The organism is Qipengyuania sp. JB2-7 (assembly GCF_055693485.1).
This window is the reverse complement of record NZ_CM146335.1, coordinates 2,085,388-2,110,981: the sequence shown is the minus strand read 5'-3', so window position 1 is coordinate 2,110,981 and position 25,594 is coordinate 2,085,388. Positions and strand designations below refer to the sequence as shown.

Below are 25,594 nucleotides of genomic sequence, written 5' to 3'. Positions count from 1 at the left end.
CGATGCGCATCGCGATTGTCGGCGAGCCAATGCAGGCGGCCATGCTGGGCGCATATCTTGCGCGCTTTTGCGGCGGAGAGAATTGCGTGATTGCGCCGTCTGGTACCGCAGCCGATGAACAAATCTTGCTCCGCCCAGATCATCAGCGATTTCATGCGGAAATGCGGCTTGATCCTGGTTTTACGGGCTCTTCCAGCACGGCTCGTTCGGCTTCTGCTTATGAGGTGGGCGGGAAAGAAATGTGCATTCCCTTTGCGCCATTCGGGGCAGCAGCAGCCGGGTCGGAGTTTCACCAGCACTGGTTGCGTGCAAATGCACTGCAGAAGCAGCCGCCGCTTGAGGAATTCAACCCTGCGATCACGCTCCACCGCGCGAGTTCTGCACCTGCGTCGAACGTTGATGTGCCGCAAGGGCTATGGTGCGCACGCAAGGACTATGCCGAGGTGTTGCTGGCGCATGCAAAAACGCTCCGCGCTGCCATCTTACAGCCTGTGGAGATGGGTGAAGTTGACCTGACCATCAACTGTGCGGCTAAAGATCCGGGCGCGACTATTTGGCAGAATGACCAAGTAAGCATTGGATGCCACACGGCGGTTTCCGGCGAAGAATGGCAGGCACTCTACAACGTGGCGAAACGGCTTGTCGCGATGCTTGCTCCGCCAGACAATGCCGATGCCGAACGCCGCGAATTCAACCGGCTTTGCGCTGCGGAGGCGGAGCGCTTTAGTGATTTTCGCGAGTTGTTGCTAGCCGATGACCCCCGCGAGACCGACCGACCCGCCTTGCGTCGTAAGATCGAGGTGTTCGAGGCGTGCGGTCGAATTCCGACCGAGGACTATGAAGTTTTCACACTTTATGAATGGCTCGCCGCGCTTTGGTCGCGCGGAATACGCCCGATGCGTCACGAACGGCTGGCTGAGCGTATGCCACAGGACCAATTGCTAGCATGGATGAAGCAGTTGCACGCTCAGATACAAGGTCTTGCCAGGCAAGGGGTTGCAGCATGAGCGACCAGCCAATCAAGCGCGTTGTTATCGCGGGTGGCGGAACGGCGGGATGGATGACCGCAGCGGCCTTATCCAAATTCTGTGGTCGTGCGGGGATTAGTGTCACGCTGGTCGAATCCGAGGCCATTGGCACCGTCGGTGTGGGTGAGGCGACAATTCCGCCCATCGGCAAGTTCAACGATCACCTTGGCATCAAAGAAGATGACTTTGTTCGCGAAACGCAAGCGACCTATAAGCTTGGTATCGAGTTCGTCGGATGGGGCGCGGAAGGCGAGCGCTATTTTCATCCTTTCGGCACCTATGGGTTCGATCTGGAGGGGCTCGATTTCCACCAATATTGGGCGCGTGCGGCGACCATCGGCGATCGCAAATCGCTCGACGACTATTCGCTCAACGCATTGTGCGCCTATCGCGGCAAGTTCCTGCGGCCAGAGCCGGATCATGGGCCCGTCATCAACAAGCTGGCCTATGCGTTTCATTTCGATGCAAGCCTCTACGCCGCATTCTTGCGTAGACTGGCTGAGAGCCGGGGTGTCACGCGCGTAGAAGGGCGGATTGAAAATGTTCAGCAGGATGGTGAGAGTGGGCTGATCACAGCGCTTTCGCTCGATGGTGAGCGCACTGTCGAAGGCGATCTGTTTGTGGATTGCACTGGCTTTCGCGGGCTATTGATTGAGGGTGTTTACGCGGCAGGTTTTGAGGATTGGAGCCACTGGCTGCCGGTCAATCGCGCTGTTGCAGTGGCATGCCGCAGAAAGGGTGAGCCTGAGCCATACACCCGCTCCTCCGCGCGCGAGGCAGGGTGGCAGTGGCGCATTCCGTTGCAGCATCGCACTGGCAATGGGCACGTCTATTGCGATGCGTATATGAGCGCTGATCAGGCGGAAGAGCAGCTCTTGTCTAGTCTCGAGGGGGAGGCGCTGACATCGCCGAACCATCTCCGCTTTCAGACCGGACATCGGCGCAAGTTTTGGCAAGGAAACTGCGTTGCGATTGGTCTGTCATCGGGCTTTTTAGAGCCATTGGAGTCGACCAGCATTCACCTAATTCAGTCGGGCATTTCGAAGCTAATTTCGCTGTTCCCACAAGAACGGGAAAGTCCGGTTGAGCGCGACGAATACAACCGGCTGATGCAGGATGATTTTACACATATTCGCGATTTCCTGATCCTCCATTACAAGGCGACCAAGCGTGAGGGCCAACCGTTCTGGGACTATGTGCGGGAAATGCCGATCCCCGATAGCCTGCAACGCAAGATGGATTTGCTGCGCGGCAGCGGGCGGTTCTTTAAATATGATGCTGAGCTGTTCGATCTTACTAGCTGGCTCGCCGTGGCAGAGGGGCAGGGCTGGGGGCCAACGGGCCACAACCCGGCGTACCGATGCGTTGACCGAAAAGGACCTGATCCAGAGCCTCGCCAATATGCGCAAGGTTTTGGCGAAGGCAGCCGATGCGATGCCAACGCATCAGGCATTTATTGACCGCTATGGCAAAGCGAAACCCGTTAGCTGGGAAAAACAGACCGCATGAATGAGCATCTGCTTGAAGAGATCGTGATCGTCGGCGGCGGCACAGCCGGTTGGATGGCAGCGGCAACGCTCGGCTTTGTGCTTGAGGGTTCCCAAACCAAAGTTACGCTGATCGAATCCGAAGAAATTGGCACCGTGGGAGTGGGCGAAGCGACGATCCCGCCGATTATCGCGTTCAACAAGATGCTCGGCATTGATGAGAACGAGTTCGTTCGGGCGACCAATGCGACATTCAAGCTGGGCATCGAATTTGTCGACTGGCTGGAGCTAGGACACAGCTATATCCACCCGTTTGGCGATTTCGGTCATGACTTTGATGCGATCCCATTTTATCAATATTGGTTCCACCGCGCGCTTGCAGGCAAGAAGGACGATCTGTTCGCCTATTCGCTGATGGTTCAGGCATGTCGGCGAGAGAAGTTCATGCGCCCCTTGCATAATCAGCCAAAATCCGCGCTTGCCGGGATCAATTACGCCTTTCAGTTCGATGCTGCGCTTTATGCCAAATTCCTCCGTAAATATGCTGAGGGTAAAAGTGTCAAACGCGTCGAAGGCAAGATCGCCGATGTTGTCCAGGATACCGAAAGCGGGAATGTCACTGCGGTCAGGTTGGAAGACGGGCGCGAGCTATCGGGCGACTTCTTTGTCGACTGTTCCGGCTTTCGCGGTCTGCTGATCGAGCAAGCACTCGAGACGGGCTATGATGATTGGCGCAGCTGGCTACCATGCGATCGCGCCTGGGCGGTTCCGACAACGAGAGACAAATTCCCAATCCCCTACACTCGTGCAACGGCCCGTGATGCAGGGTGGCAGTGGCGCATTCCTCTGCAACATCGCACCGGAAACGGTTATGTGTTTTGCAGCGAATTTCTGGACGAGGATGCTGCGCGGGATGCATTGTTGAGTAACCTGGATGGGGAGCCGCTGGCAGACCCGAAGCTGCTGCGGTTTGTGACCGGCCATCGCAAGAAATTCTGGAGTGGTAATGTGCTTGCCCTGGGGCTTGCGGCGGGGTTCATGGAGCCGCTCGAATCGACAAGTATTCACTTGGTCCAGACCAGCCTTGCGCGGCTGCTTACGCACTTTCCCGATAAACGCCTGAACCCGAGCGATATCGATGCGTTCAACGCGCGGACGCTACGCGAATATGAGAAAGTGCGGGACTTCCTCGTGCTCCACTACACCGCGACGAAGCGGGATGACACGCCGTTCTGGCGACATTGCCAGACGATCACGCAATCCGACGATTTGCAACGCAGACTTGCGCAATTTGAGGCGTCTGGCCGTCTTTTCGAGGAGACTGGCGATATCTTTGGGACTGCCAGCTGGCTTGCGGTGATGTATGGCCAGGGGGTCGAACCTAAATCGACAAATCCACTACTTGCCAAGGTGCCAATGGAAAAAGTCGATTCGCTGGTTCAGCGCGTTGGACAAACCATTGAATATGCAGCTGATGATATGCCCACACACGAGGAGTTCATTGCGCAGAACTGCGCCATGATACCGCCTGCCTGAACCGGCAAATGTGACAATTGTGCATCAACTGGAAGGCTGTTGACTGACAATGTTGACAACGTTGCCAAATTTGGCCAAACCAATTCTGGGAAACATTATGCGTCTCCACGAAGAGTCGCAAACTGGGAGGGAAGTATCGCCATGCGATCTGAATTTTCGTCACGTCGAGATCGCCAAGTCGCTGCTCGTCAGCGCGTCTACACTCGGGCTGTTAGCCACTGCTCCTGCATTTGCGCAGGATGCTGATGCTGGTGCTGAGGAACCGGACGATGAAAATGTGATCATTGTTAGCGGGATCCGTCAATCGCTTGCGACCGCGCAAGATGTGAAGCGGGAAGCGGACACGGTTGTCGATGTTATTACCGCGTCGGACATCGGGGCTTTGCCTGATCGTTCGGTGTCTGAGGCGCTGCAGCGCGTGCCGGGCGTGTCAGTCCTTCGTTTTGCGGGTCCGAATGACCCAGACCACTTTGCGGTCGAAGGTTCGGGCGTTGTTATTCGCGGTCTGCCTTTTGTGCGGTCGGAATTGAACGGCCGTGATGTTTTTGCCGCAAACTCAGGTGGCGTGCTTGGCTTTGAAGACGTTTCGCCAGAACTTCTCGGCAGCGTCGTTGTCTTCAAGAACTCTACTGCTGACCTAATCGAGGGTGGTGCCGCTGGTACGATTGACCTGCGCACCCGCTTGCCATTTGACCAAACCGGTCAGGTTATTGCTGCTAGCGTTGAGGCACAGCTCACTGATTTCGCTGACGAGGTGACTCCGGGCGCATCGTTCCTCTATTCCAACAATTGGGACACGGACGCGGGCCGGTTCGGCTTGCTTGCGAACGTGTCTTACAACCGTCTGAAAACGCGCGGCGATGGTACGGGGCTAGCCGATTTCATCATTCCACTGGATGGGGGTGGCAACTCCATTCAGCTCAATGGTCAGGACGTTTACATACCGTCGGGTGGCAGCATCCGCACCCAAGAATTTGATCGTGAGCGGTTTTCCGTTGCGGCAGCTGCGCAATATGAGAGCAACGATGGGCGTTGGTTGGCAACTGCGCAGTTTCTCCGCTCTGACTCCCAACTTCTTTGGGGTGAACATGTCATTGAAACTGGCGCGGACGCTGCTGGTGGGCGCGGAGGCTTGGACCGTACCGGTTTTGAGTTCGATGATGATGGTGTATTCACAGGCGGTACGATCACTGATAACAGCCAGTGGCGCGGTCCAAGCGGCTCTACTGCATTCTTGCCATCGACCGGTGGGCAGCAAATTGCCCTGTACCGCGAGCGTATGGAAGACGATGTCACGAATGACTTCGGCTTCAATCTGAAGTTTTCACCGACTGATCGCCTGCGTCTCAATTTTGATGCACAATACATCGATTCAACCTCGAATGTTTTCGATTTGACCGTGCATTCGAGCTTCTTCTCGCCAGTGACTATCGACTCCTCCGTTGGCTCCGTGCCGTTCGTTGGATTTGAAGCGACAAACCAATTCTGGCGTTCGGCGATGGATCACACCACGCAGAATGAGGCGGATGCGCTCTCCTTCCGCGGTGATTTGGAATACGACTTTTCTGATAGCGGCTGGCTCAAATCGGTGCGCGCCGGTGCGCGATACTCGATGCAGGAAAGCACTATCCGGGAATCAGACTTTAACTGGGGTAACATTTCGGAGGTTTGGACTGGTCGAACACCGAATGGCGTTCCGGACATGCCGCTTGTCCAGCTAACCGGAAACCCGGACCCGGCGGTCGAGGCTGCTGTGGCGCCACTCTTCGGCACATACGCCTTCGGCAACTACCAGCGTGGGTTGGGGACCGGATTGGGAAGCCCGCTGCTGTTCTTCAATGGCCCCGGTGCCGACGACTTCGATGGATGGCAGGCCGCGTTGAGTAATGTGGTGAATGTTATTGGTGGGAGCGCCAGCGGCTGGACACCATTGACTGAGCGTGGTGGCGTAATAGAGGGAACGCCCTTCCTGCCCAGCGAAATTGGCCAGATTGAGCGCGACACTCTTGCTGCCTATTTGCGCCTCGATTTCGACTCCGATCTTTCAGATAGCGTTCGCCTGACTGGTAACGTTGGCCTTCGCTATGTGCGGACGGAGCGCACTAACGAAACATCTTTCACCGCTCGAAATTTCAGCAGGTATATCACGCCACTCCAGCTAAGTTACTGTGACGCTGGTTTTGTGCCAGCTCCAGGTAGTGGTTTTCAGAGACCGGCCTACTGTGACCTTGACCTCGCGGCCCTAGAAAGTGTGATCGACGAAGGATTTGGTGTTCAGCGAAATCTTGAACGTTCGTATGACGAATTTCTACCAAGTGCGAATATCAAGCTTGAGTTTCCGGGTGGCCATGTTCTACGTGCTGCCGCGTCGCGTACGATGACCCGCCCGGGCGTTAATCAATTGAATGAGCGAGTAGTTCTCGAATCCATTACCGGGGATCCAATACCTGACGGAACTCTAGATGCTGATGGAAACCCGAACACATTCCGGCCATTTGCCGGCTTTGTTGGGAGCGCTACGGGCAATGGAGAGTTGGGCCCACAAACATCGCTCAACTTTGACGTCTCTTGGGAATGGTACTTTGATGAGGTCGGTTCAATCACCGTCGCTGCTTTCTACAAGGAGATCGATGACTTTATCGCGTTCGCTCCGGTTCAGGTCGCCATCCCAACCGAGGAGGTTCCTGCTGACTTTTTGGCAAACCCACTGCTCAACCCGTTGTTGCGTAACGCTGAAGTAAATTCCGACGAGTCAGCAAGCGTCAAAGGATTCGAGGTTGCCTATCAGCAATTTTACGACTTCCTGCCGGGTGCTTTGAGTGGCTTGGGTTTGCAGGCGACATATACCTACATCGACTCCGAGGGCGTAGCTAACCAGCTTGATCCCAGTATTCCAAGCGATGACCCGCCAACTGCCCGATTTGATATCGATGCGGATGTGTTCCCGCGGATTTCCAAGCACAATTTCAACATCGCCGGCCTTTATGAGAAAGGCATTATTGAGGCTCGTGTCGCCTATAACTGGCGCAGCGATTTCCAGCTGACACCGCGTGATGTGATCTTCCCGTTTGCCTCGATTTATCAGCGCGGCACGGGGCAGCTTGATGCGTCGTTCTTCCTCGACATCAATGATAATTGGAAGATTGGTGTTCAGGGCGTGAACCTGCTCGATGACATCACGGTCACAGAGCAGACAATCAATGAGGATGGACTTCGCGCACCGCGGAACTTCTTCCGCAATGACCGGCGCGTCAGCTTCATCGTTCGCGCTTCTTACTGATGCAAATCCTTACGTGGGAGGGTGTCTCTCTCCCACTTCTCCCCACCCGGATGGCCATTGCGCCATCCGGGTGTCTCTTTTCCAGCGGTGCAAGATGCGGATTGCTGACGCGGCCCCATTGTTCCAGCTGACTAAGCGACTTAAGACTGAACCCGTTCGGGAGGGTACGTAAATGACGCTTGAGACGATCGATATTGTCATCATCATTGGTTATGCGCTGGCGCTGCTGGGCATAGCTCTTGCGGTCTCTCGCGAACCGGCAGGTCATTCCAAGAATACAGAGGATTACTTCCTCGCCGGGCGCGCGCTTCCTGGTGGGCGATTGGTGCATCGCTGATCGCGTCAAACATTTCCGCCGAACAGATTATTGGCCAGTCAGGTCAGGGGTTTGTCGTGGGCATGGCGATTGCGGCCTATGAATGGCAGGCCGCGCTGGTCCTGATTATCGTCGCGAAATACTTCCTGCCGATCTTTCTGAAGCGCAAGATTTACACCATGCCGCAATTCCTCGCCCAGCGTTATGGCGAGGGTGTGAAGACGCTGATGAGCGTGTTCTGGGTGGCGTTGTATACAGCGGTGAACCTGACCACGGTCCTGTGGCTTGGCGGGCTTGCGGTGGACTCGCTCACAGGTTGGGGTGTGATGGGATCCATGGCCGCACTCGCAGGATTTGCGGCGCTTTATTCTCTCTATGGTGGTCTGAAGGCAGTCGCGCTCACCGACATCATTCAGGTGGTTATACTGATTCTGGGTGGCCTCGCCATCACCTGGATCGCGCTGGACGCGCTCCCTGCGGATGGCGCGCTGGGTGGGCTATCATTGTTGGTGCAGGAGATGCCCGGCCATTTCGAGATGATCCTTGATGACAGCCACCCGAGCTACGGAGATCTGCCGGGTATCTGGACCTTGCTTGGCGGGCTGTGGGTGCTCCACTTCAGCTATTGGGGGTTCAACCAGTACATTATTCAGCGTGCGCTGGGTGCAGAGAGCTTGGGCGAAGCGCAGAAGGGACTGGCCTTCGCGGCGTTCCTGAAGCTGCTCGTTCCCTTCATCGTTGTGATCCCGGGCATTGCGGCGGTGATGCTGGCCCAGCAGGGGCTGGTCGATGGCGGCGCATTGGCAGAGCGGTCTGACCGCACCTATGGCGAGCTGATGGGCATGGCGCCCGCAGGTCTGCGCGGCCTAGTGTTCGCGGCCTTGATCGCTGCAGTAGTCAGCTCTCTTGCATCAATGATGAACTCGATCTCGACCATCTTCACGATGGATCTGTATCGCAGCATGAAGCCCGACCGTCCTGAGCAGCACTATGTGACTGTGGGCCGGATCACGGCGTTCGTCGCGATGGGCGTTGCGTTGGTGCTGGCGCGGCCATTTATCGGCGGGTTTGAAAGCGGGTTCCAGACTGTGCAAGAATATACCGGCTTTATCGCGCCGGGCGTCGTGGTCGTGTTCCTGCTCGGCTTTTTTGACAAGCGGTCAAATACCGCAGGTGCTTTCACCGCGCTGATCGGTTCTGTGGTTGTGAATGTCGCGCTCAAATTTATCGCACCGGACGTTCCGTTCATCATCCGTATCTGGATTGTGTTTGTACTGTCACTGGTCGTTGCCGCGATTGTGTCGCGCCTCACCAGCCCGCCAGACGAAGAGCAGGCGGTGAAGCTCGGCGATATTGGTTTCGCCACCAGTGCGCTGTTCAATACGCTGTCGGCGCTCGTGATCGCGATCCTCGTTGGTCTGTACGTCATCCTCTGGTGAGGCGCGCGGCGCGGTACCAATAGTTCGATTTCGGGCGCCAGTAGCCAAAACAGGTTTGTGCTGACGGCCAATCATGCCATTGCGGCCCAATGGTTGCTGCATTGCAGCGCGGCTTTGGGGAGCTGAGTATGATTACAGTGGATGGGATGTGCGGCTCATGAGTAATGAGCTGACCAAGCGATTAAAGAATGCGCCGGTCGTGCCGCTTGTGGGCACCGATGATCCGGGCGTGGCGGTCAAGACAGCCAATGCGCTGGTCAAAGGCGGCTTGAGCGTCATTGAGGTGGTTCTGCGCAGCGACAATGCCCAGGCCGGGATGGAGGCAATCCTCGCCGAAACTGAAGGCGCTCTGGTCGGTGCAGGCACGGTTCTTACGCTCGATCAGGCAAAGGCGGTTCACAAGGCTGGCGCCCAGTTTATCGTCTGCCCCGGATTGGTGGATGAGATCGCCGAATATTGCGTGGGCGAAGGTCTGCCAATTTACCCCGGCACAATGACGGCGGGTGAGGTTCAGCGTGCTTATGCCTTGGGCCTGCGCACGGTAAAGTTCTTCCCGGCCAGCCTTGCTGGCGGCGTCCCGATGCTCAAGGCGCTTGGTTCTGTGTTCCGAGAGATGCAGTTTATGCCAACGGGCGGCGTATCGGTACCGCGAATTTGGGCGAATTCTTGTCCGTGGACAGCGTGATCGCATGCGGTGGCAGCTGGCTCACCCCAAAAGATGCGATTGCACAGGGTGATTATGACGCGATAACCCGCCTTGCTGAGGAAGCCGTAGCTATAGCTGCGAAAGCGCGCGGTTAACGCAAAACGACTTCGACCTTGTCCCGCAGGGTCACAACAAATGAGACGGACAATGAACACAGTCGCTAGCCTGATCGATCGCCTGCGCGAGCTACACCAACGCACCTCGGAGACACCGCTGTTCAATCCGGTGTTTCAGTTGGGCCTTGAGGTTTCTCGCGAACTGGAAAATGGGTCAATGTCGCTGGCTGATCTGGAAAGCCTGGTGGCTGAACTGGAAAGCGATGGCTTGGCGGCGCGGTCAGCGCGTCTCTCGCGTCTTCTCACGCCCGTTCAGGCGGACAAAAACGATGCGGCGATTGGTGGTCTGGTCGAGGAAGACACGTTCGAGGAATTCGCAAACCGCTGGTCCACGCCCAGCGCGCATATCGTCTTTACCGCGCACCCGACATTCCTGCTGACTGACCAGCAGTCACGCGCCGTTGCGCATGCGGTGGAGCAAGGAAAAACTGAGGCAAGTGACTTTGACGCCCCAGCTTTAGAGCGCGCGCCAGTAACCCTTCAAGGCGAACACACGCAGGCGATGTCAGCGATTGCGCGCGGACAAGTAGCGCGAGATCGGATGAACGGCACGCTGTTTGCGGAGGCGCGCAAGAAATGGCCCGGCGAATGGCGCGATTTCCGCCCATTGCCTGCGCGCTTTGCGACGTGGGTCGGCTATGACATGGATGGTCGCACCGATATCTCATGGTCGACGTCTATCCAGTTCCGTCTGAGCGAGAAAGCGCAGCGTCTGGCAAGCTATGCGGCAATGCTCGAAAAGACATCGCCCGATCATGCTACGCAGCTTACCGCGGCAGCGGAGCAGGCCGAGCGCATGAGCGCCATCTTCGCAGCGGATTTGAGCGAGCCAGATGCACTGTCTGATGCTGCGGATACTCTAACAGCGGATCATCCGCATAAGCTGACTAGCCTTAAGCCGATGATCGCAGAGCTGGAAGCGCTGGCTGCGGATGCAGACGACGAAACTGCGACGGAACTTCTTGTGGCAAGCGGAGCCATGCGTGCCGACGGGCTGGGCATGGGCTGGGTGCATTTCCGGGTCAACTCCAGCCAGTTGCACAACGCAATCCGTCAGCGCCTGGGCGCGGAACGTCGGCTCGATATCGCCAGCCAGGCTGCGATTGGTCAACTGCGCGAAGCCATTGCCGAGGCGAAACCGCTGCGATCCAATTTTGCTGCGCTCGCTATCGAAAGCAGCACAGCAATCCGCCAGTTTTTGGCCATGGCGCAGATCGTTGAGCATATCGATGCGGACAGTCCGATCCGCATGCTGATCGCGGAATGCGAGCAGCCATCAACGGTGCTCGCAGCGCTGTATTTTGCTAAGCTGTTTGGTGTTGAGGACTTGGTTGATGTTTCGCCCCTGTTCGAGACGCAGGCGGCATTGGAGCACGGCGGGCGGTTCCTCGATGCGCTGTTGTCTGAAGAGATATATCGCGACTACGCACGGCGTCGAGGGCGGGTGTGCATCCAGACCGGCTTCTCTGACGCGGGGCGGTTCGTCGGACAGGTTCCGGCATCGCTGGCGATTGAGCGCTTGCAGGGGCGTTTGGCCGAAGCGATGGTCGCCAATGACATCACTGACGTTGCAGCGCTGATCTTCAACACACATGGCGAAAGCATGGGGCGGGGCGCTCACCCCAGTAGCATTACTGACCGTGTGGATTGGGCGTTGTCGCCATGGGCGCGGCGGCGGTTTGTGCGCGCGGGCATCCGGCTCGAACCGGAAATGACGTTTCAAGGCGGGGATGGTTACCTGTTCTTTGGCACCGATGCGCTTGCTCAGGCGACTTTGACGCGCCTGATAGAGGCGGGGCCGGATCGCACAAACCCGGACGCGCCGACTGATGAATTCTATCGCCGCACTGATCTGACGCTAGATTTCTATCGCGATATTCGCCGTGACCAGTTGCGGCATTTGCGGTCAAAGACATACTCCCGCGCGGTAACCGCATTTGGGCTTGGTATGCTCAATCAAACGGGCAGTCGGGTTTCGCGGCGTCAGTCTGATCTGTCGGCAGATCGCGATATGTCGTTAAGGCAAATTCGCGCGATCCCGCACAATGCGGTGTTGCAGCAGCTTGGCTATCCGGTGAACATCATCGCTGGCATTGGCACAGCGGCAGAGGGGGCGAGTGAAGAGCTGCCCGAACTGCTCGCCGAGAGCCCGCGTGGCCGACAGATTTTCCGCCTTGTGCGCGCCTCCAATGCGCTTGCCAGCATTAAGACCGTGGCTGCGTATGGTGAGCTATTTAACTCGGCCTATTGGGCCAGCCGACCCTATCGCGGGACCGAAGAGCATCTTGAGGACCCATGCCTCGCGCTGGCAGAGTATTTGACCAAGGATGATCGTGCTGGTGTGTTCAGGCGTCTCGCATCGCGTCTGCGCGTTGATGCGATGAAACTTCACCGCTTGCTCGCGCATCTGCCCGATGAGGCACCACTGGATGACCGCGAGCATACGCGCCGCGCGATCGGGGTCTTGCAGGCTCTGCGTCTCGCCCTGTTGCAGCACATGTTTATCAAGGTTGTGTCTGTTCCGCCGTTCAGCCGAGCAAATGACATTAGCCGCCAAGACGTGCTGGAGATGGTTTTTACATTGCGGATTGATGATGCGCTTGCTCAGCTGCGCCGAGCCTTCCCGACAAGCTATCCATCTATTGGTGATTTTCATGTTGCGGAACCAAGCGATTACCCTGATCAGGGTGCGCAAGGGTATCGCTCGATCCACGAGAATTACATCGAACCGATTGATTCCGCGTATCAATTATCGCTGCGGGTCTCGACCGCGATTGCCAATATCTTTGGCGCGCATGGTTAAGGTCGTACACGCGTAAACCAACGCTGGAACAGCACCAATTCCTCATGCTAGGCGTACCCTGGAGAGCGTGAAAGGCGATCTGGGAGCGTGGGGAATGATTGAAAGCGGCGATGGTCGGGCAATGCTGGAAGGTGTCAAGGTTGTAGACCTGACCAGCGTTGTTTTTGGCCCATACTGTACGCAAATTCTTGCGGATTTGGGTGCGGAAGTGGTCAAAATCGAACCTAAGGGGTTGGGGGATGCTTTTCGCTGGTCAGCGAAGGCGGCCAAAACGCCGAGCCTTTCACCTGGTTTCATCAATTTCAACTCCCGCAAGAAATCAGTCCAGCTTGACCTGAAGAATGCAGATGATCTTGCTGCCATGCGAGAATTGCTGACACAGGCGGACATGTTTGTCGTCAATGTCCGCGGCAAAGCGTTAAGGCGTTTGGGCCTCGATTACGACACAGTGCAGAAGATCGCCCCTGAGATCGTCTATGTTCATTGCGTTGGGTTTGGTCAGGATGGTCCCTATGCAGATCTGCAAGCATATGATGATGTGATTCAGGCGGCATCGGGTACGGCCAGCTTGTTACCCCGGGTCGACCGTAATGAACGAGCGCGTTATCTGCCTTCGCTGATTGCAGACAAGGTCGCCGGATTGCACGCTGCCTATGCGGCATTGGCGGCGATTACCCATCGCTTGCGGACTGGCGATGGACAGTTCGTTGAGGTGCCGATGTTTGAGGCATTCACGCATTTCATGATGACTGAGCATCTTGGCGGGCTTGTGTTTGATCCACCCGTTGGCAAGGCAGGATATCGGCGACAGCTTGAGCCTGATCGACAGCCTTTCCCTACTAAAGATGGCTATATCAGTATTGTCGCATACACCGATGATGCGTGGCACCGCATCTTTGCGATATTGGATGACGAGGATTATCTTTCCGATGAGAAGTTCACAGGCTCTGTTGGTCTGTGGTCAAATACCGCACAATTGTATCGAAGGATGGCCGAGCGCACGCGCAATTATGCCACTCAAGAGCTGTTAGGCAAATGTCACGATGCGCAAATCCCGGCGCAGGCGGTGCGCGACATCGATGATATCCTTGACGATCCTCACCTGGCTGCAACTGGCTTTTTCGAGAAGGTCGAACACCCCACCGAAGGGGCGCTGCGCCAGATGCGTCAACCGGTTCGCTTTGGCGCTAAATATCAGGCACAGCGCTCCTGCGCACCGCATCTGGGTGAACATAATGGAACGGTCTTGGGTCAATCCACCAAGGAAGACTAGCCCGCCAGAAATGCCAGAAGCGCAAAGCTCGCCAGCCAGTGCGCGCCGGCATAGTCACCTGCAATATGCGGCAGTGAGGCATCGAGGTGATTGGCGTACCGCATCGATCCGACCAAGTCTTCGCCAAGCCCAGGCGCGTGACAGGTTCAGCCCGTCCAGATGAGCGATTTTACCGTCGCTGCGGTCGCTGACGATTGCTGGCTTGAACAGCGCGGCCGGTTCGCCGCTGCCCGCGCCGGGCAGAAAGTTCGCGAACCAAGGCTGAAACGCTTCATTGGGTAAACAGGCGCGCATCAGCAAAGCTTCTGAGAGCGCTGATGACAGAAATTCATCGCCGCATGGCTCCCACGCCTGACAGTTTTGATCCGTGCCAAACCAATCCATCGCGCGTACTCGGATCAGCGCGGCCAGTTCTTCATCAAATGCCTCCGCCCATTCCAGCGCAAGGGTTAGCGCGAAGGACGTGTTGTAATGTGTGCCGGTGCGGATCGGATAGGTCAGCAGCGGCAGATAATGCTTGAACCGCGCGGCAAAAGCGCGCGCAAGCGGCTCCAGCCCTTCACCCCAATTCTGGCCCGGATGCCGTGTCGCCTCCAAATGCAGATAAAGCAGCCATCCCCAGCCATATGGGCGCTCAAACCCGCCACTATCGGGCCGTTCGAGATAGGCGAGTTCGGTCGCCAGTTTGTGCGGCGTAAACGTCTGCTGCGCCAAGGCGGTGATGTCCTGCGCTTCCGGCATGTCGGGATACAACCGCCGGATTGTCAGCAGCGTCCACCAGCCATGCACGCAGCTATGCCAGTCGAAACTGCCGAAAAACACTGGGTGAAGCACGCGCGGGGGCAACACGTCCTGATCGCCGGCCATCACATGATCAAGCTTATGCGGATACTCCCGCTCCACATGGCCCAATGCAGTGCGCGCAAAATGCGCCGCGATTTCGGATGTCAGCTCCATAGATAGAACCCCGCGATATAGATGATCAGAACGTTACACACCCATAGCGGGATGGCCGTGCCGATCTGTTGCCGGATGACGCCATACTGATCCTTCAGCTCAAGCAATGCGGCGGGAACAATGTTGAAATTCGCGGCCATCGGTGTGCAGAGCGTGCCGCAGAAACCGGCGAGCATACCGACCGCGCCAATTACCGCCGGATTGCCGTCAAATTGCTCAACCAAAACCGGAATGCCGATCGCTGCCGCCATAACTGGAAAGGCAGCAAAGGCGTTGCCCATGATGATTGTGAAGAACGCCATGCCGAGGCAGAAAATCAGCACGGCCAGGAAGATGCTGCCATCGGGTATGACTTCACCGGCTAGCGAGCCAATGATATCGCCGACCCCGGCCAGCGCGAAGACACCACCCAACGCAGCGAGCATTTGCGGCAGAACAGCAGCCCAACCGATGGAATCCATCAACCGGCGTCCTTCCTCAACCGGGGCGAGCAACGGAGGTTTTAACCATGCCATGATGAAGGCGAGGGCGAGCAAAACGCCGACACCAAACAGGATCAGCGTCTCGCGCCGCGCCTCGAACAGTCCTGTCTCATTCAAGGGTGTGAAGTTGTAGAGCAGCGTGCCGACCACGGCAGTGATCGGGATAATCAGTGCGGGCAGGAACAGCTTGTTGCCCAGCCGCTCTGACAATTCCAGTCGCTCAGCCAGCGTGGTGGTGGGCGGATCGCTCCGCCCGATCCCGCCAAACCCGGCAATCGCGACCAGTGCCAGCACAAGCACGCCATTTAACAGATCGCTGAGCTGACCGCCGAAGAAGAAGCTGACCGCGAGCAAACCCCAGAACGCAGCGTTGCCCCAGCGTTTGCCGTTAGTCGCATCCCGCGCGCTCATCACGGCCCAGATTGCGAAGACGATCCCGGCGAGGAAATAAAGCCATTCAAGCGTGATCATGCGCGCTCTCCTGCCTCAGATGCTCCGCTCGTTTTTAAACGTCCCAATCGCCGTTCAAATGCCATCAAACGACCACCGTGAATGAAGAAGGCGCAGATTGCGGTTGGGATCGCCCAGAGCGAAAGTTCCAGCGGCGTTAAGGGATAGCCTGAGCTTTCGAAAACACCCTGGATCAACAGGATAGAGGCAATGGCGAAAAAGATATCTTCGCCGAAGAACAAACCGACATTATCCGTCGCTGCGGACATGGCCTTGACCTTCTCGGTCTCTTCTTCGGGGAGCTTGCCATGTGTGCTTTCCGCAGCCGCCTCTGCCATCGGAGCGACCAGCGGGCGGACGGTCTGTGGGTGCCCGCCAATATCCTTCATGCCCAGCGCCGCAGTCACCTGGCGGAAACCCAGATACAGCACCAGCAGGCGGCCCATCGTTGCGCCGCGCACACCCTCGATCAAGGCCTTGGCGCGTTGTTGCAACCCATGCCGTTCGAGCAGGCCGATGACGGGCAGGATGATCCACGTTACGCTGATATAGCGGTTGTCATTGAACGCTTTGCCAAGCGCCTCAATCACCGCAACAAAGTCGAGACCACCCAACAGCCCAGTTGTGATCGCCGCGACAACGACAACCATCAAGGGGTTAAATCGCAGGGCAAAACCTACGACCACCACACCTATGCCAATCAATGGCCAGTAACTCATCTATCTTCCCCCTATGACCGCCTCTGTTCAGGCGCCCCGAAACCGCCGCCACCCGGCGTGTGGATTATCAAACGGTCCCCAACGGCGACATCTGCCGAGGCGCTTGCTGGTAAATTCTCGGTTCTTCCATCGCTGCGCTCGACCCAGTTTTTACCCGGCTGCGCATCGCCGCCACCCATTATGCCGCTTGGCGCAATGGCCCGCCTATTGGCAAGCATATTGGCTCGCATGTTTTCGAGAAATGTGACTTCGCGGACCACACCATCCCCGCCATGATGAGCGCCCGAGCCGCCCGAGCCGCGCCGGATTGCAAACCGATCGAGCCGCACGGGAAGACGCGTTTCAAGAATTTCCGGATCAGTCAGGCGGCTATTGGTCATATGAGTCTGGACTGCGCTGGTCCCGTCATGGTCAGGCCCTGCGCCAGAACCGCCTGCTATTGTTTCGTAATATTGATGATGCGCATTGCCGAACGTGAAGTTGTTCATCGTCCCTTGTGAAGGGGCAAGCCTGCCCGTTGCTGCGAACAGAGCATCGGTGATGACCTGGCTCGTCTCTACATTGCCAGCAACCACGGCGGCACCCGGCTCCGGATCGAGCATGGAGCCGGGGGGAACGATCAGCTCCACCGGGCGCAGGCATCCGTCATTCATCGGGATTAGGTCGTCGATCAAGGTGCGCAGGACATACAGCGTGGCGGCGCGGGTGATTGACCGCGGCGCGTTGAAATTGTCCGGCTGCTGGTCGCTCGTGCCGGTGAAATCAATTGTGGCGGATCGGTTTTGCCGGTCGATCGTGAGGGCCACCGAGACCCGCGCCCCGCTGTCCATTGCATATGTGAATTCACCATCATCCAGCCGATCAAGCAGGCGGCGCACTTGCTCTTCTGCATTCGCAAGGACGTGATTCATAAAGGCTTTGACGATCTCTGCGCCGTTGTCGCGTGTCGCAGCCGTCAACAATTCCGCGCCGCGCGTGCATGCGGCCAATTGCGCGCGCAGGTCAGACAGGTTGCGATCCGGATTGCGACCGGGATAGGGGCCCGATGCGAGCAGATCGCGGATCGCGCTGTCCTGAAACTCGCCCTGATCGACCAATAGTGCGTTATCGATCAGCACGCCTTCTTCTTCAATCGTGCGGCTGTCGGGCGGCATCGAACCGGGCGCGATACCACCGATGTCGGAATGGTGCCCGCGCGCCGCGACGAATGCATCGGGTGAGGCGTCGGACATAGTGGATGCGTCGGAATAGAATACTGGCACAATCACGGTCACATCGGGCAGGTGTGTGCCCCCGCGATAGGGATCGTTCAGCACATAGGCATCGCCGCGCAGGATGCCACGACCGTCGCGCGGTGTGCCATTTGCGTCAGTCCCGCGCGCCTCAATAATCCGGCGAATGCTGTCGCCCATAGACCCCAAATGCACTGGAATATGGGGCGCATTGGCAATCAGCGCGCCATCCCCGTCGAACAGCGCGCAGGAAAAGTCGAGCCGCTCTTTGATATTCACTGATGTCGCGGTGGACTGCAGTACAACGCCCATTTCCTCGGCAATTGCCATGAACAGATTGTTGAAAATTTCCAGGCGGACGGGATCAACCTCAGTGCCCGCGGCGACGGCGCGTTCCAAGGCCTGGTGCCGTGTGAGAATCAAACTGCCTTCCGCAGCAAGACTGGCCTGCCACCCAGGCTCAACCACAGTCGTAGAGCCGGTGTCGATGATCAGCATCGGACCTTTGACGAACTGGTCCGGCAAAAGTGCGCTACGCATTACTACGGGCCAATGACCGCTCGGTTCTGGTGATGCTCCGTCGGTGCTGAGTGTTTTTGCATTAAGAGAACCGCTGCTGCCGCTTGCCTCAACACTCAGCGTCTCAACGATAATTGGGGCACTGTCATCCGAATATCCAAATTGCCGCCGATGCTGCTCACGAAAATCTTGCGCCATCGCATCCGGCGTGTCGCAGGGCAGGGTGATGACGCTATCGCTGCCATCGAAACGCAACTTTGCTCTTGGCGATAGGGAGATCGCAGACGGTTCTATTTCCTGATCCAGCAGGTCTTGCTGTGCCTGATTTTCAAGGTCCGCCAGCACGCTGGAGAAATCCTGACCCAGCGGCTGGACCAGACTTTTCTCGCGGATCGTTTTGACAGGTGCGATCCCAATTCCATAGGCTGACAGCATTCCGGCCAGCGGATGTATCAGCACCGTCTCCATCCCCAGCGCATCGGCCACGCGGCAAGCATGCTGGCCCCCAGCTCCGCCAAAACAGGCAAGGGCATATCGGGTCACGTCATGGCCGCGCGCCACGCTGATTTTCCGGATTGCATTTGCCATGTTGTCGACCGCGATGTTGAGAAAGCCCTCCGCGACCTCGCTTATAGAAGCTTGAGGGTCGCTCACGGGGTTAACATGTTCAATCATGCGGACAACATCGACAACACGGCGAACCGCGCTTTCCCGACATAATGGCGCGTTGCCATCGGGGCCGAAGACATGTGGGAAGAACGCCGGATCAATTCGCCCAAGCACGAGATTACAGTCGGTTACGGTCAGGGGACCACCCTTGCGATAACAGGCGGGGCCAGGGTTGGCTCCTGCGCTTTCCGGTCCAACGCGAAACCGGCTGCCGTCGAAACTGCAAATCGACCCGCCACCGTACCGCAACAGTGTGTATCTGCATCATCGGGGCAGCAATGCGAACACCGGCGATACTGCTGTCGCCCGTCAGTTCAAATTCGCCAGCGTAGTGGGCGACATCGGTGCTGGTGCCACCCATATCAAATCCGATTAAGTGGCTGTAACCAATCGGTTTACTCGCCGCGACCATGCCAACAACACCGCCAGCGGGGCCAGACAAAATCGCATCTTTTCCTCGAAAATTATGCCCATCGGCGAGCCCGCCATTGGATTGCATGAAGCGCAGTTGATCTACCGGTGGTAGCTCAGCCTCCAAACCATCGACATAGCGTCGCAGCACCGGCGAGAGATAGGAATCCACAACGCTCGTGTCGCCTCGCGGGATGAGGCGGATCAGAGGGGCGACTTCATGACTGACGCTGATCTGGGTAAACCCTGCTTGCTCAGCGAGCTTTGCCAGACGTCTCTCATGCGCAGTATGTTGCCACCCATGCATCAGGATGATGGCGATTGCCTCAATGCCCTTTGCACGGGCATTGGAAAACGCCTGCGTGACGGCTCTTTCATCCAGTGATTTCAGAACCTTGCCGTTGATATCTACCCGCTCGTCGATCTCAATGACCGTCTCTGGCAACTGTTCGGGCAGGATGATGTGGCGTGCAAAAATCTCTGGCCGGGCCTGCGTCCCAATGCGCAGAGCGTCACCAAATCCCGCAGTTATAGCGAGTGCAACACGCTCTCCCTTACGCTCCAAAAGCGCATTGGTTGCGACCGTGGTTCCGACACGCATTTCAGCGATCGGGGCCTCACCATGCTGCGCCATGAGCCTGCGCACCGCCTCGCTTGCAGCGTCTTGATATCGGCCTGGATTTTCCGAAAGAAGCTTGTCCGTTACCAGCACACCTTCAGGTGTCACGGCCACCACATCGGTGAACGTCCCGCCGCGATCCACGGCAAAGCGCCATGCATTTGTTTTGCTCAATTGCCTACGACCTGCATCGCCGCAGTTTTTAGGGACAATCCCCAGCGCAGCAAGCGATTTGATGTTCTCATGAAAGCCATGCCACACGTACCTTCAACCCTGACGGTATCCCGGTAGGCTCCGGGTGGAAGGGTGGGGGGCGCGGGTGGTCAGATCAAATACACCAAATACTAATCGACAAAATCTTCGACACGCTCCACGATGATGGCCGGGGCCATGCCGCCCGCCGCACACATGGTAACCAGACCGCGTTTTAAGTCGCGCCGCTCCAGCTCATCGACGATGGTACCAATCAGGATCGAGCCGGTCGCGCCAATAGGGTGGCCGAGTGCGATGGAGCCGCCATTGACATTCACCTTGTCCCAATCGAGCTCAAGATCGCGCACGAACTTTGCAGCGACGACGGCAAACGCCTCGTTGATTTCGAACAGATCGATATCATCAAGCGTCAACCCGGCCTTTTCGAGCACTTTCTTCGCTGCTGGCACAGGGGCGTTCAGCATCAGCGTGGGATCATCGCCCATATTGGCGGTGGCAACGATCCGCGCGCGCGGTTTCAGGCCGTTCTTTTGCGCATAGTCTTTGCTGGCAACGAGCACTGCGGCAGCACCATCGACCACGCCGGAGCTGTTCCCTGCATGGTGGAAGTGCTGAATGTCGAGGTCAGGATATTTCTGATTGATCAGGCCCCTAAAAGTGGTGCCATTGGCATCGAGCGGGACGTCAGCGATCTTGGTAAAAGCAGGCTCTAGCTCTCCAAGCCCTTCAAGCGTAGTTTGCGGGCGGGGATACTCCTCCCGATCGAGGATCACTGCTCCGTCATCGCCGACCACTGGAACAACCGACTTGTCAAAGCGTCCCTCACCGATGGCTTGTGCGGCGCGTTGCTGAGAGCGGTAGCCAACCTCGTCCAATTCTTCGCGGGTGAACCCTTCCATCGTTGCAATGGCATCGCCGCAAATGCCCTGATGCGATTGCGGATGAACGCGTTGCAAGCGCTCATTATAGCTGCCCATCATCGGCGGCTTCATGCCGGCCTGCATCTTCTCTTTTGACATGGCCGCGGTGAGGCTCATCATTTCTGTGCCGCCAGCGACGACGCAATCTTCCATACCGCTCATAACCTGAGCAGCCGCAAGGCTCACCGAGGTAATGCCGCCGCCGCAGAAGCGGTCAAGAGTGGTACCGCTGGAAGTGATGTCATACCCAGCGTCAAGCGCGGCCATCCGGCCAAGATCGCCCGCCTGCATCCCGTCTTGCGTGCTGGTGGACCAGATCACGTCGTCGACGGTGCTGGTGTCGAGCGAATTACGCTCCGCAATCGCCTTGAGCACGGTTGCGGCGAGATGCTGAGGGTGTTCAGCGGCCAAGGCGCCTTTGCCTTGCTTGCCAATTCCGCGCGGCGTGCGGACCGCATCGATAATATATGCTTCGCCCATGACTCTCTCCCATTTACTTTCGAATCTTAGTTGACGTTTGCGTAAACCTTGGCCAGCTTACCTGCAAGTCAAGTTTCATATTGCAATTGGAGAGAGAACACGATGAGCGAAGAAGTCCTGACCGAAGAGCGCGATGGCGTGTTGATCATCACAATCAATCGTCCCGAGGCGAAAAATGCCATGACGAAAGCCGCATCAGAAGCAATCGCGGCGGCGCTGGATCGGCTCGACACAGAGGACTCCTTGCGCGTTGGCATCATCACTGGCGCGGGCGGCACATTCTGCTCTGGCATGGACCTGAAAGGCTTTTTGCGCGGCGAAACACCCAGCGTGCCCGGTCGCGGCTTTGGCGGTCTGACTGAGAAAGGTCCCGAGAAACCATTGATCGCGGCGGTAGAGGGCTACGCACTGGCGGGCGGCATGGAGCTGATGATTTCGTGCGACCTGATTGTCGCCAACAAAGATGCCAAATTTGGCATTCCAGAGGCAAAGCGCGGACTGGTGGCCGCGGCGGGCGGATTGATGAAGCTGCCGAACCTGATCCCATCAAAAATTGCCATGGAACTGGCGCTGACAGGCGATTTTATCGGCACAGAACGCGCGTATGAACTCGGTCTGCTCAATCACGTCACTGATGGCCCAGCGCTGGATGCGGCTATCGAGCTTGCGAACAAAATTACCGCCAACGGACCGCTTGCGGTCAAGGTTTCCAAGCAGATCATCAATGAGTCGCGCCTTTGGGGCGATGCGGAGCGCTGGACCGAACAGGGCAAGCTGATGGGGCCGGTTTTCGTTTCAGAAGACGCCCGCGAAGGCTCGCTTGCCTTTGCTGAAAAGCGCGCACCAAATTGGAAGGGAAAATAGGAATTTTGGTTTGAGAGACCAGGCGGCCCGGCACCTAGGAGAGAGAATAATGCCCGTTATTGAAGTTCCCCAACCTGCATTCATGGAAGATGAGGAAATCTCGATCTTCGCCGATGCTGTAGGTAAATTTTACCAACAGCACGCGCCGGAGAAGCGCGTTGCGAAATGGCGCGAAGATGGCCAGGTCGAGCGCGAGTTTTGGAACGAGGCAGGGGCAGCGGGGCTTCTTGGTGCGTCCGTGCCTGAGGAGTATGGCGGCCATGGCGGCGATTTTCGCCACGAAATGGTGGTGATCGACCAGCAATCCAAACACGAAGTCGATGGTTTTGCTGCGAGCCTGCATAACACGATTATTCTGCCATATCTGGTGCGTCACGGCACCGAAGATCAGAAACAGAAATATCTGCCTAAGCTAGTGACAGGCGAGCTAGTCAGCGCGATTGCCATGACCGAACCTGGTGTTGGCAGCGATCTTCAGTCGATCACCACGACCGCGCTGAAAGACGGCAATGGCTACCGCATCAATGGCGCCAAGACCTATATCTCAAACGGTCAGACCGCCGACTTTATCGTGGTTGTGGCGAAGACAGACCCGAACGAGCGCGCCAAGGGCATCTCGCTGATGCTGCTTGAAACCGAAGGCGCGGAAGGCTTCCAGCGAGGCAAGAAGCTCGACAAGATCGGGATGGATGCAGCGGACACTTCAGAGCTGTTTTTCGACAATGTGTTCGTCCCAGCAGAGAATGTGCTGGGCGGAGTTGAAGGCAAGGGCTTCTACCAATTGATGGGTGAGCTTGCACAGGAACGTCTGGTAATTGCGATGGGAGCTGCAACTTCGATCGAGAAAGCGCTCGAAGTGACGGTCGAGTACGTCAAGGAGCGTAAGGCGTTCGGACAGACGATCTGGGATTTTCAGAACACGCAATTCGTTCTCGCCGACCTTAAGGCACGTGGTACGGCGGCGCGCGTGTTCGTGAATGACTGCATCGCCAAGCTGCTTAAGGGCGAACTTGATGTATCGACAGCCGCCATGGCGAAGTACTGGGTGACTGAATTGCAAAGCGAAGTCGTTGACAAATGTCTGCAGCTGCATGGCGGCGCGGGCTATATCAACGAATACCCTATCGCAAAGATGTATCGCGACGCGCGCATCACCCGTATTTTTGGCGGCTCGAACGAGGTGATGAAGATGCTCATCGCGAGGGGAATGTGAGAAAATATTGCTTGCAAAAAAGTGAACGGACGATGTTGCGTTATCTCGGGTAATTGCGATAGTTTGTTGCTACATTTGATAAGTGAGCTTTGACGTGAACTGATGGCTAAGCGCCGGTGGAATGAACGTAATTTTCTGAGGTGAGTGATGGATCATTTAGACATCAAACCGCTAATCCGCCAAGTCAACGAAAACGCTGATTTGTCAGTTCATGTCGAGCCGAAGACGGCTAGTGACAAGGTTGCTTTCGCGTTTGTGAAGTTCCTCAGGTTTTTCGCCGACACGTTCTTCGCGAAACGCTATGGTCACAGAGCCGTTGTTCTAGAAACGGTCGCGGCTGTTCCGGGCATGGTGGGCGGTATGCTGCAGCACCTTAGCGCGCTGCGCCGTATGCGCGATGATGAGGGATGGATACGCACTCTGCTTGATGAAGCGGAAAATGAGCGAATGCATCTGATGACTTTCATCGAGATTGCAGAACCCAACCTTTTCGAGCGGTTTCTGATACTCGCTGTCCAAGGCATATTCTTCAATTTCTATTTCGTACTGTACCTGATCGCGCCGAGAACTGCACACAGGGTTGTAGGTTATTTCGAAGAAGAAGCGGTCATCAGCTACACTGGCTATCTGGCAGAGGTTGATGCCGGTCGTTCACCCAATGTGCCAGCTCCCAGGATCGCCAAGGAATATTGGCAGCTACCAGACGACGCCACACTACGCGACGTCATCATTGTGGTGCGCGCCGACGAGGCTGAGCATCGCGACGTAAATCACTGTATGGTGGATCTGCTGGACGAACGAAAAGACGGAAGCCGCGACAAACGTCGCAAGTTGGGCGCTGACTAGACTGCGACCACCGTTTGCTCGATGGCGCCGAAGATTGAGTGATTGTCAACATCGCGCATTTCGATCTTAACGGTGTCACCGGCCTGCATGAAACCCGTGCTGGGTTCGCCATTTGCAATCGTCTCGATCATGCGGATTTCGGCGATGCAGCTATAGCCAAGGCCGCCCTCTGACACCGGCTTGCCCGGGCCGTCATCGGCCCCCTTGTTCGATACTGTTCCTGACCCTATTATTGCGCCTGCTCCGAGTGCGCGCGTCTTAGCCGCATGCGCGACAAGTTGCGCCATGTTGAATGTGGCGTCGTCCGCTGCCTGTGCACGACCAAACGCCTCACCATTGTAATCGACCATCAGCGGTAGATGGATCAGGTTGTCTTTCCAGCTATCGCCCAGCTCGTCGGGTGTTACCGCAACCGGTGAAAATGCGCTTGATGGCTTCGATTGGAAAAATCCAAAACCCTTGGCGAGCTCTCCTGGAATTAGTCCGCGCAAGGAAACATCGTTTACCAACATTACCAGCTTGATGTGATCAGCCGCATCCTCGGCTGACACACCCATGGTTACGTCATCTGTGATAACAGCGACTTCGCCCTCCATATCACAGCCCCAAGTCGGGTCGCCCAATGGAATGTCTTGGCGCGGCGCTAGAAATGTGTCGGAACCGCCCTGATACATTAGCGGGTCGTGATAGAAGCTGTCAGGAACTTCCGCGCCGCGCGCCTGACGGACCAACTCTACATGATTGATATAGGCACTGCCATCGGCCCATTGGTACGCGCGGGGCAGGGGCGAGTGTGCTTCACGCTCGTGAAAACGTTCGCAGGGCACCGCCTGATGCTCGACATCGGTATAAAGCGCCTCAAGCTTCGGAGCGATATTTGCCCAATCATCCAGAGCCGCTTGCAAGGTCGGCGCGATATTGTCTACCGCGCAATAGCGGGTCAGATCCCTTGAAACGACAACCAGTTTTCCGTCACGGCTTCCGTCATTGAGTGTGGCGAGTTTCATGGGGTGTTC

18 protein-coding genes and 2 pseudogenes are annotated in these 25,594 nt (G+C 57.0%); 13 read left to right on the top strand and 7 right to left on the bottom strand.

All coding sequences use genetic code 11. The features are described 5' to 3' along the window. Positions 1 to 2: 2 nt before the first annotated feature. From ACZ1GM_RS10540 to ACZ1GM_RS10495, 10 genes are all read left to right on the top strand, one after another. Positions 3 to 1,007, top strand: coding sequence for a tryptophan 7-halogenase (locus ACZ1GM_RS10540; protein WP_472678549.1), 1,005 nt, complete (start codon positions 3 to 5; stop codon positions 1,005 to 1,007). Continuing rightward, complete coding sequence (locus tag ACZ1GM_RS10535; RefSeq protein WP_472676416.1) at positions 1,004 to 2,488, top strand: tryptophan halogenase family protein; 1,485 nt, start codon at positions 1,004 to 1,006, stop codon at positions 2,486 to 2,488. Before ACZ1GM_RS10540 ends, ACZ1GM_RS10535 begins: the two co-directional genes overlap by 4 nt. Positions 2,489 to 2,533: 45 nt before the next feature. After that, on the top strand, positions 2,534 to 4,051 hold the full coding sequence (locus ACZ1GM_RS10530; protein ID WP_472676415.1) for a tryptophan halogenase family protein: 1,518 nt from the start codon (positions 2,534 to 2,536) through the stop codon (positions 4,049 to 4,051). Between the two features lie 97 nt (positions 4,052 to 4,148). Next, positions 4,149 to 7,331, top strand: coding sequence for a TonB-dependent receptor (locus tag ACZ1GM_RS10525; RefSeq protein ID WP_472676414.1), 3,183 nt, complete (start codon positions 4,149 to 4,151; stop codon positions 7,329 to 7,331). Positions 7,332 to 7,503: 172 nt separating this feature from the next. Then, a complete protein-coding gene (locus ACZ1GM_RS10520; RefSeq protein ID WP_472676413.1) occupies positions 7,504 to 7,668 on the top strand; it encodes a hypothetical protein in 165 nt (54 codons plus the stop codon). Continuing rightward, the gene (locus ACZ1GM_RS10515) at positions 7,653 to 9,086 is read left to right on the top strand and encodes a sodium:solute symporter family transporter (protein WP_472678548.1); all 1,434 of its coding nucleotides are present in this window, start codon (positions 7,653 to 7,655) and stop codon (positions 9,084 to 9,086) included. Before ACZ1GM_RS10520 ends, ACZ1GM_RS10515 begins: the two co-directional genes overlap by 16 nt. A gap of 157 nt (positions 9,087 to 9,243) precedes the next feature. Continuing rightward, on the top strand, positions 9,244 to 9,771 hold the full coding sequence (locus ACZ1GM_RS10510; protein WP_472676412.1) for a bifunctional 4-hydroxy-2-oxoglutarate aldolase/2-dehydro-3-deoxy-phosphogluconate aldolase: 528 nt from the start codon (positions 9,244 to 9,246) through the stop codon (positions 9,769 to 9,771). Continuing rightward, on the top strand, positions 9,759 to 9,887 hold the full coding sequence (locus ACZ1GM_RS10505; protein ID WP_472676411.1) for a hypothetical protein: 129 nt from the start codon (positions 9,759 to 9,761) through the stop codon (positions 9,885 to 9,887). The genes ACZ1GM_RS10510 and ACZ1GM_RS10505 overlap by 13 nt, the downstream gene beginning before the upstream one ends. Positions 9,888 to 9,939: 52 nt before the next feature. Beyond that, positions 9,940 to 12,711, top strand: coding sequence for a phosphoenolpyruvate carboxylase (locus ACZ1GM_RS10500; protein ID WP_472676410.1), 2,772 nt, complete (start codon positions 9,940 to 9,942; stop codon positions 12,709 to 12,711). Between the two features lie 94 nt (positions 12,712 to 12,805). Further along, positions 12,806 to 13,984: a CaiB/BaiF CoA transferase family protein gene (locus tag ACZ1GM_RS10495; protein WP_472676409.1), complete on the top strand. Its 1,179-nt coding sequence runs from the start codon at positions 12,806 to 12,808 to the stop codon at positions 13,982 to 13,984. Here ACZ1GM_RS10495 and ACZ1GM_RS10490 read toward each other — a convergent pair. The 6 genes and pseudogenes from ACZ1GM_RS10490 to ACZ1GM_RS10465 form a co-directional block, all read right to left on the bottom strand. Continuing rightward, a pseudogene (locus ACZ1GM_RS10490) lies at positions 13,981 to 14,941 on the bottom strand (DUF2891 domain-containing protein). The gene ACZ1GM_RS10495 and the pseudogene ACZ1GM_RS10490 sit on opposite strands and share 4 nt — an antisense overlap. Beyond that, positions 14,932 to 15,894 (bottom strand): DUF979 domain-containing protein, encoded by a 963-nt coding sequence (locus tag ACZ1GM_RS10485; RefSeq protein ID WP_472676408.1) that lies wholly within the window; start codon positions 15,892 to 15,894, stop codon positions 14,932 to 14,934. Before ACZ1GM_RS10485 ends, ACZ1GM_RS10490 begins: the two are co-directional and overlap by 10 nt. Beyond that, positions 15,891 to 16,592, bottom strand: a complete 702-nt coding sequence (locus ACZ1GM_RS10480; RefSeq protein WP_472676407.1) for a DUF969 domain-containing protein — start codon at positions 16,590 to 16,592, stop codon at positions 15,891 to 15,893. Before ACZ1GM_RS10480 ends, ACZ1GM_RS10485 begins: the two co-directional genes overlap by 4 nt. 11 nt (positions 16,593 to 16,603) lie before the next feature. Next, positions 16,604 to 19,261 (bottom strand): hydantoinase B/oxoprolinase family protein, encoded by a 2,658-nt coding sequence (locus ACZ1GM_RS10475; RefSeq protein ID WP_472676406.1) that lies wholly within the window; start codon positions 19,259 to 19,261, stop codon positions 16,604 to 16,606. 55 nt (positions 19,262 to 19,316) lie between these two features. Beyond that, positions 19,317 to 20,135: pseudogene (locus ACZ1GM_RS10470) on the bottom strand (hydantoinase/oxoprolinase N-terminal domain-containing protein); the annotation flags it as partial. Between the two features lie 251 nt (positions 20,136 to 20,386). Next, on the bottom strand, positions 20,387 to 21,655 hold the full coding sequence (locus tag ACZ1GM_RS10465) for an acetyl-CoA C-acetyltransferase (protein ID WP_472676405.1): 1,269 nt from the start codon (positions 21,653 to 21,655) through the stop codon (positions 20,387 to 20,389). Positions 21,656 to 21,757: 102 nt separating this feature from the next. Between ACZ1GM_RS10465 and ACZ1GM_RS10460 the strand changes: the two genes are divergently transcribed. From ACZ1GM_RS10460 to ACZ1GM_RS10450, 3 genes are all read left to right on the top strand, one after another. Continuing rightward, the gene (locus tag ACZ1GM_RS10460; protein ID WP_472676404.1) at positions 21,758 to 22,519 is read left to right on the top strand and encodes a crotonase/enoyl-CoA hydratase family protein; all 762 of its coding nucleotides are present in this window, start codon (positions 21,758 to 21,760) and stop codon (positions 22,517 to 22,519) included. 49 nt (positions 22,520 to 22,568) lie between these two features. Further along, complete coding sequence (locus ACZ1GM_RS10455; RefSeq protein WP_472676403.1) at positions 22,569 to 23,732, top strand: acyl-CoA dehydrogenase family protein; 1,164 nt, start codon at positions 22,569 to 22,571, stop codon at positions 23,730 to 23,732. A gap of 147 nt (positions 23,733 to 23,879) precedes the next feature. Then, the gene (locus tag ACZ1GM_RS10450) at positions 23,880 to 24,578 is read left to right on the top strand and encodes an alternative oxidase (protein WP_472676402.1); all 699 of its coding nucleotides are present in this window, start codon (positions 23,880 to 23,882) and stop codon (positions 24,576 to 24,578) included. Here ACZ1GM_RS10450 and ACZ1GM_RS10445 read toward each other — a convergent pair. After that, a complete protein-coding gene (locus tag ACZ1GM_RS10445; protein ID WP_472676401.1) occupies positions 24,575 to 25,585 on the bottom strand; it encodes a fumarylacetoacetate hydrolase family protein in 1,011 nt (336 codons plus the stop codon). The two genes, ACZ1GM_RS10450 and ACZ1GM_RS10445, sit on opposite strands and share 4 nt — an antisense overlap. Positions 25,586 to 25,594 lie beyond the last annotated feature (9 nt).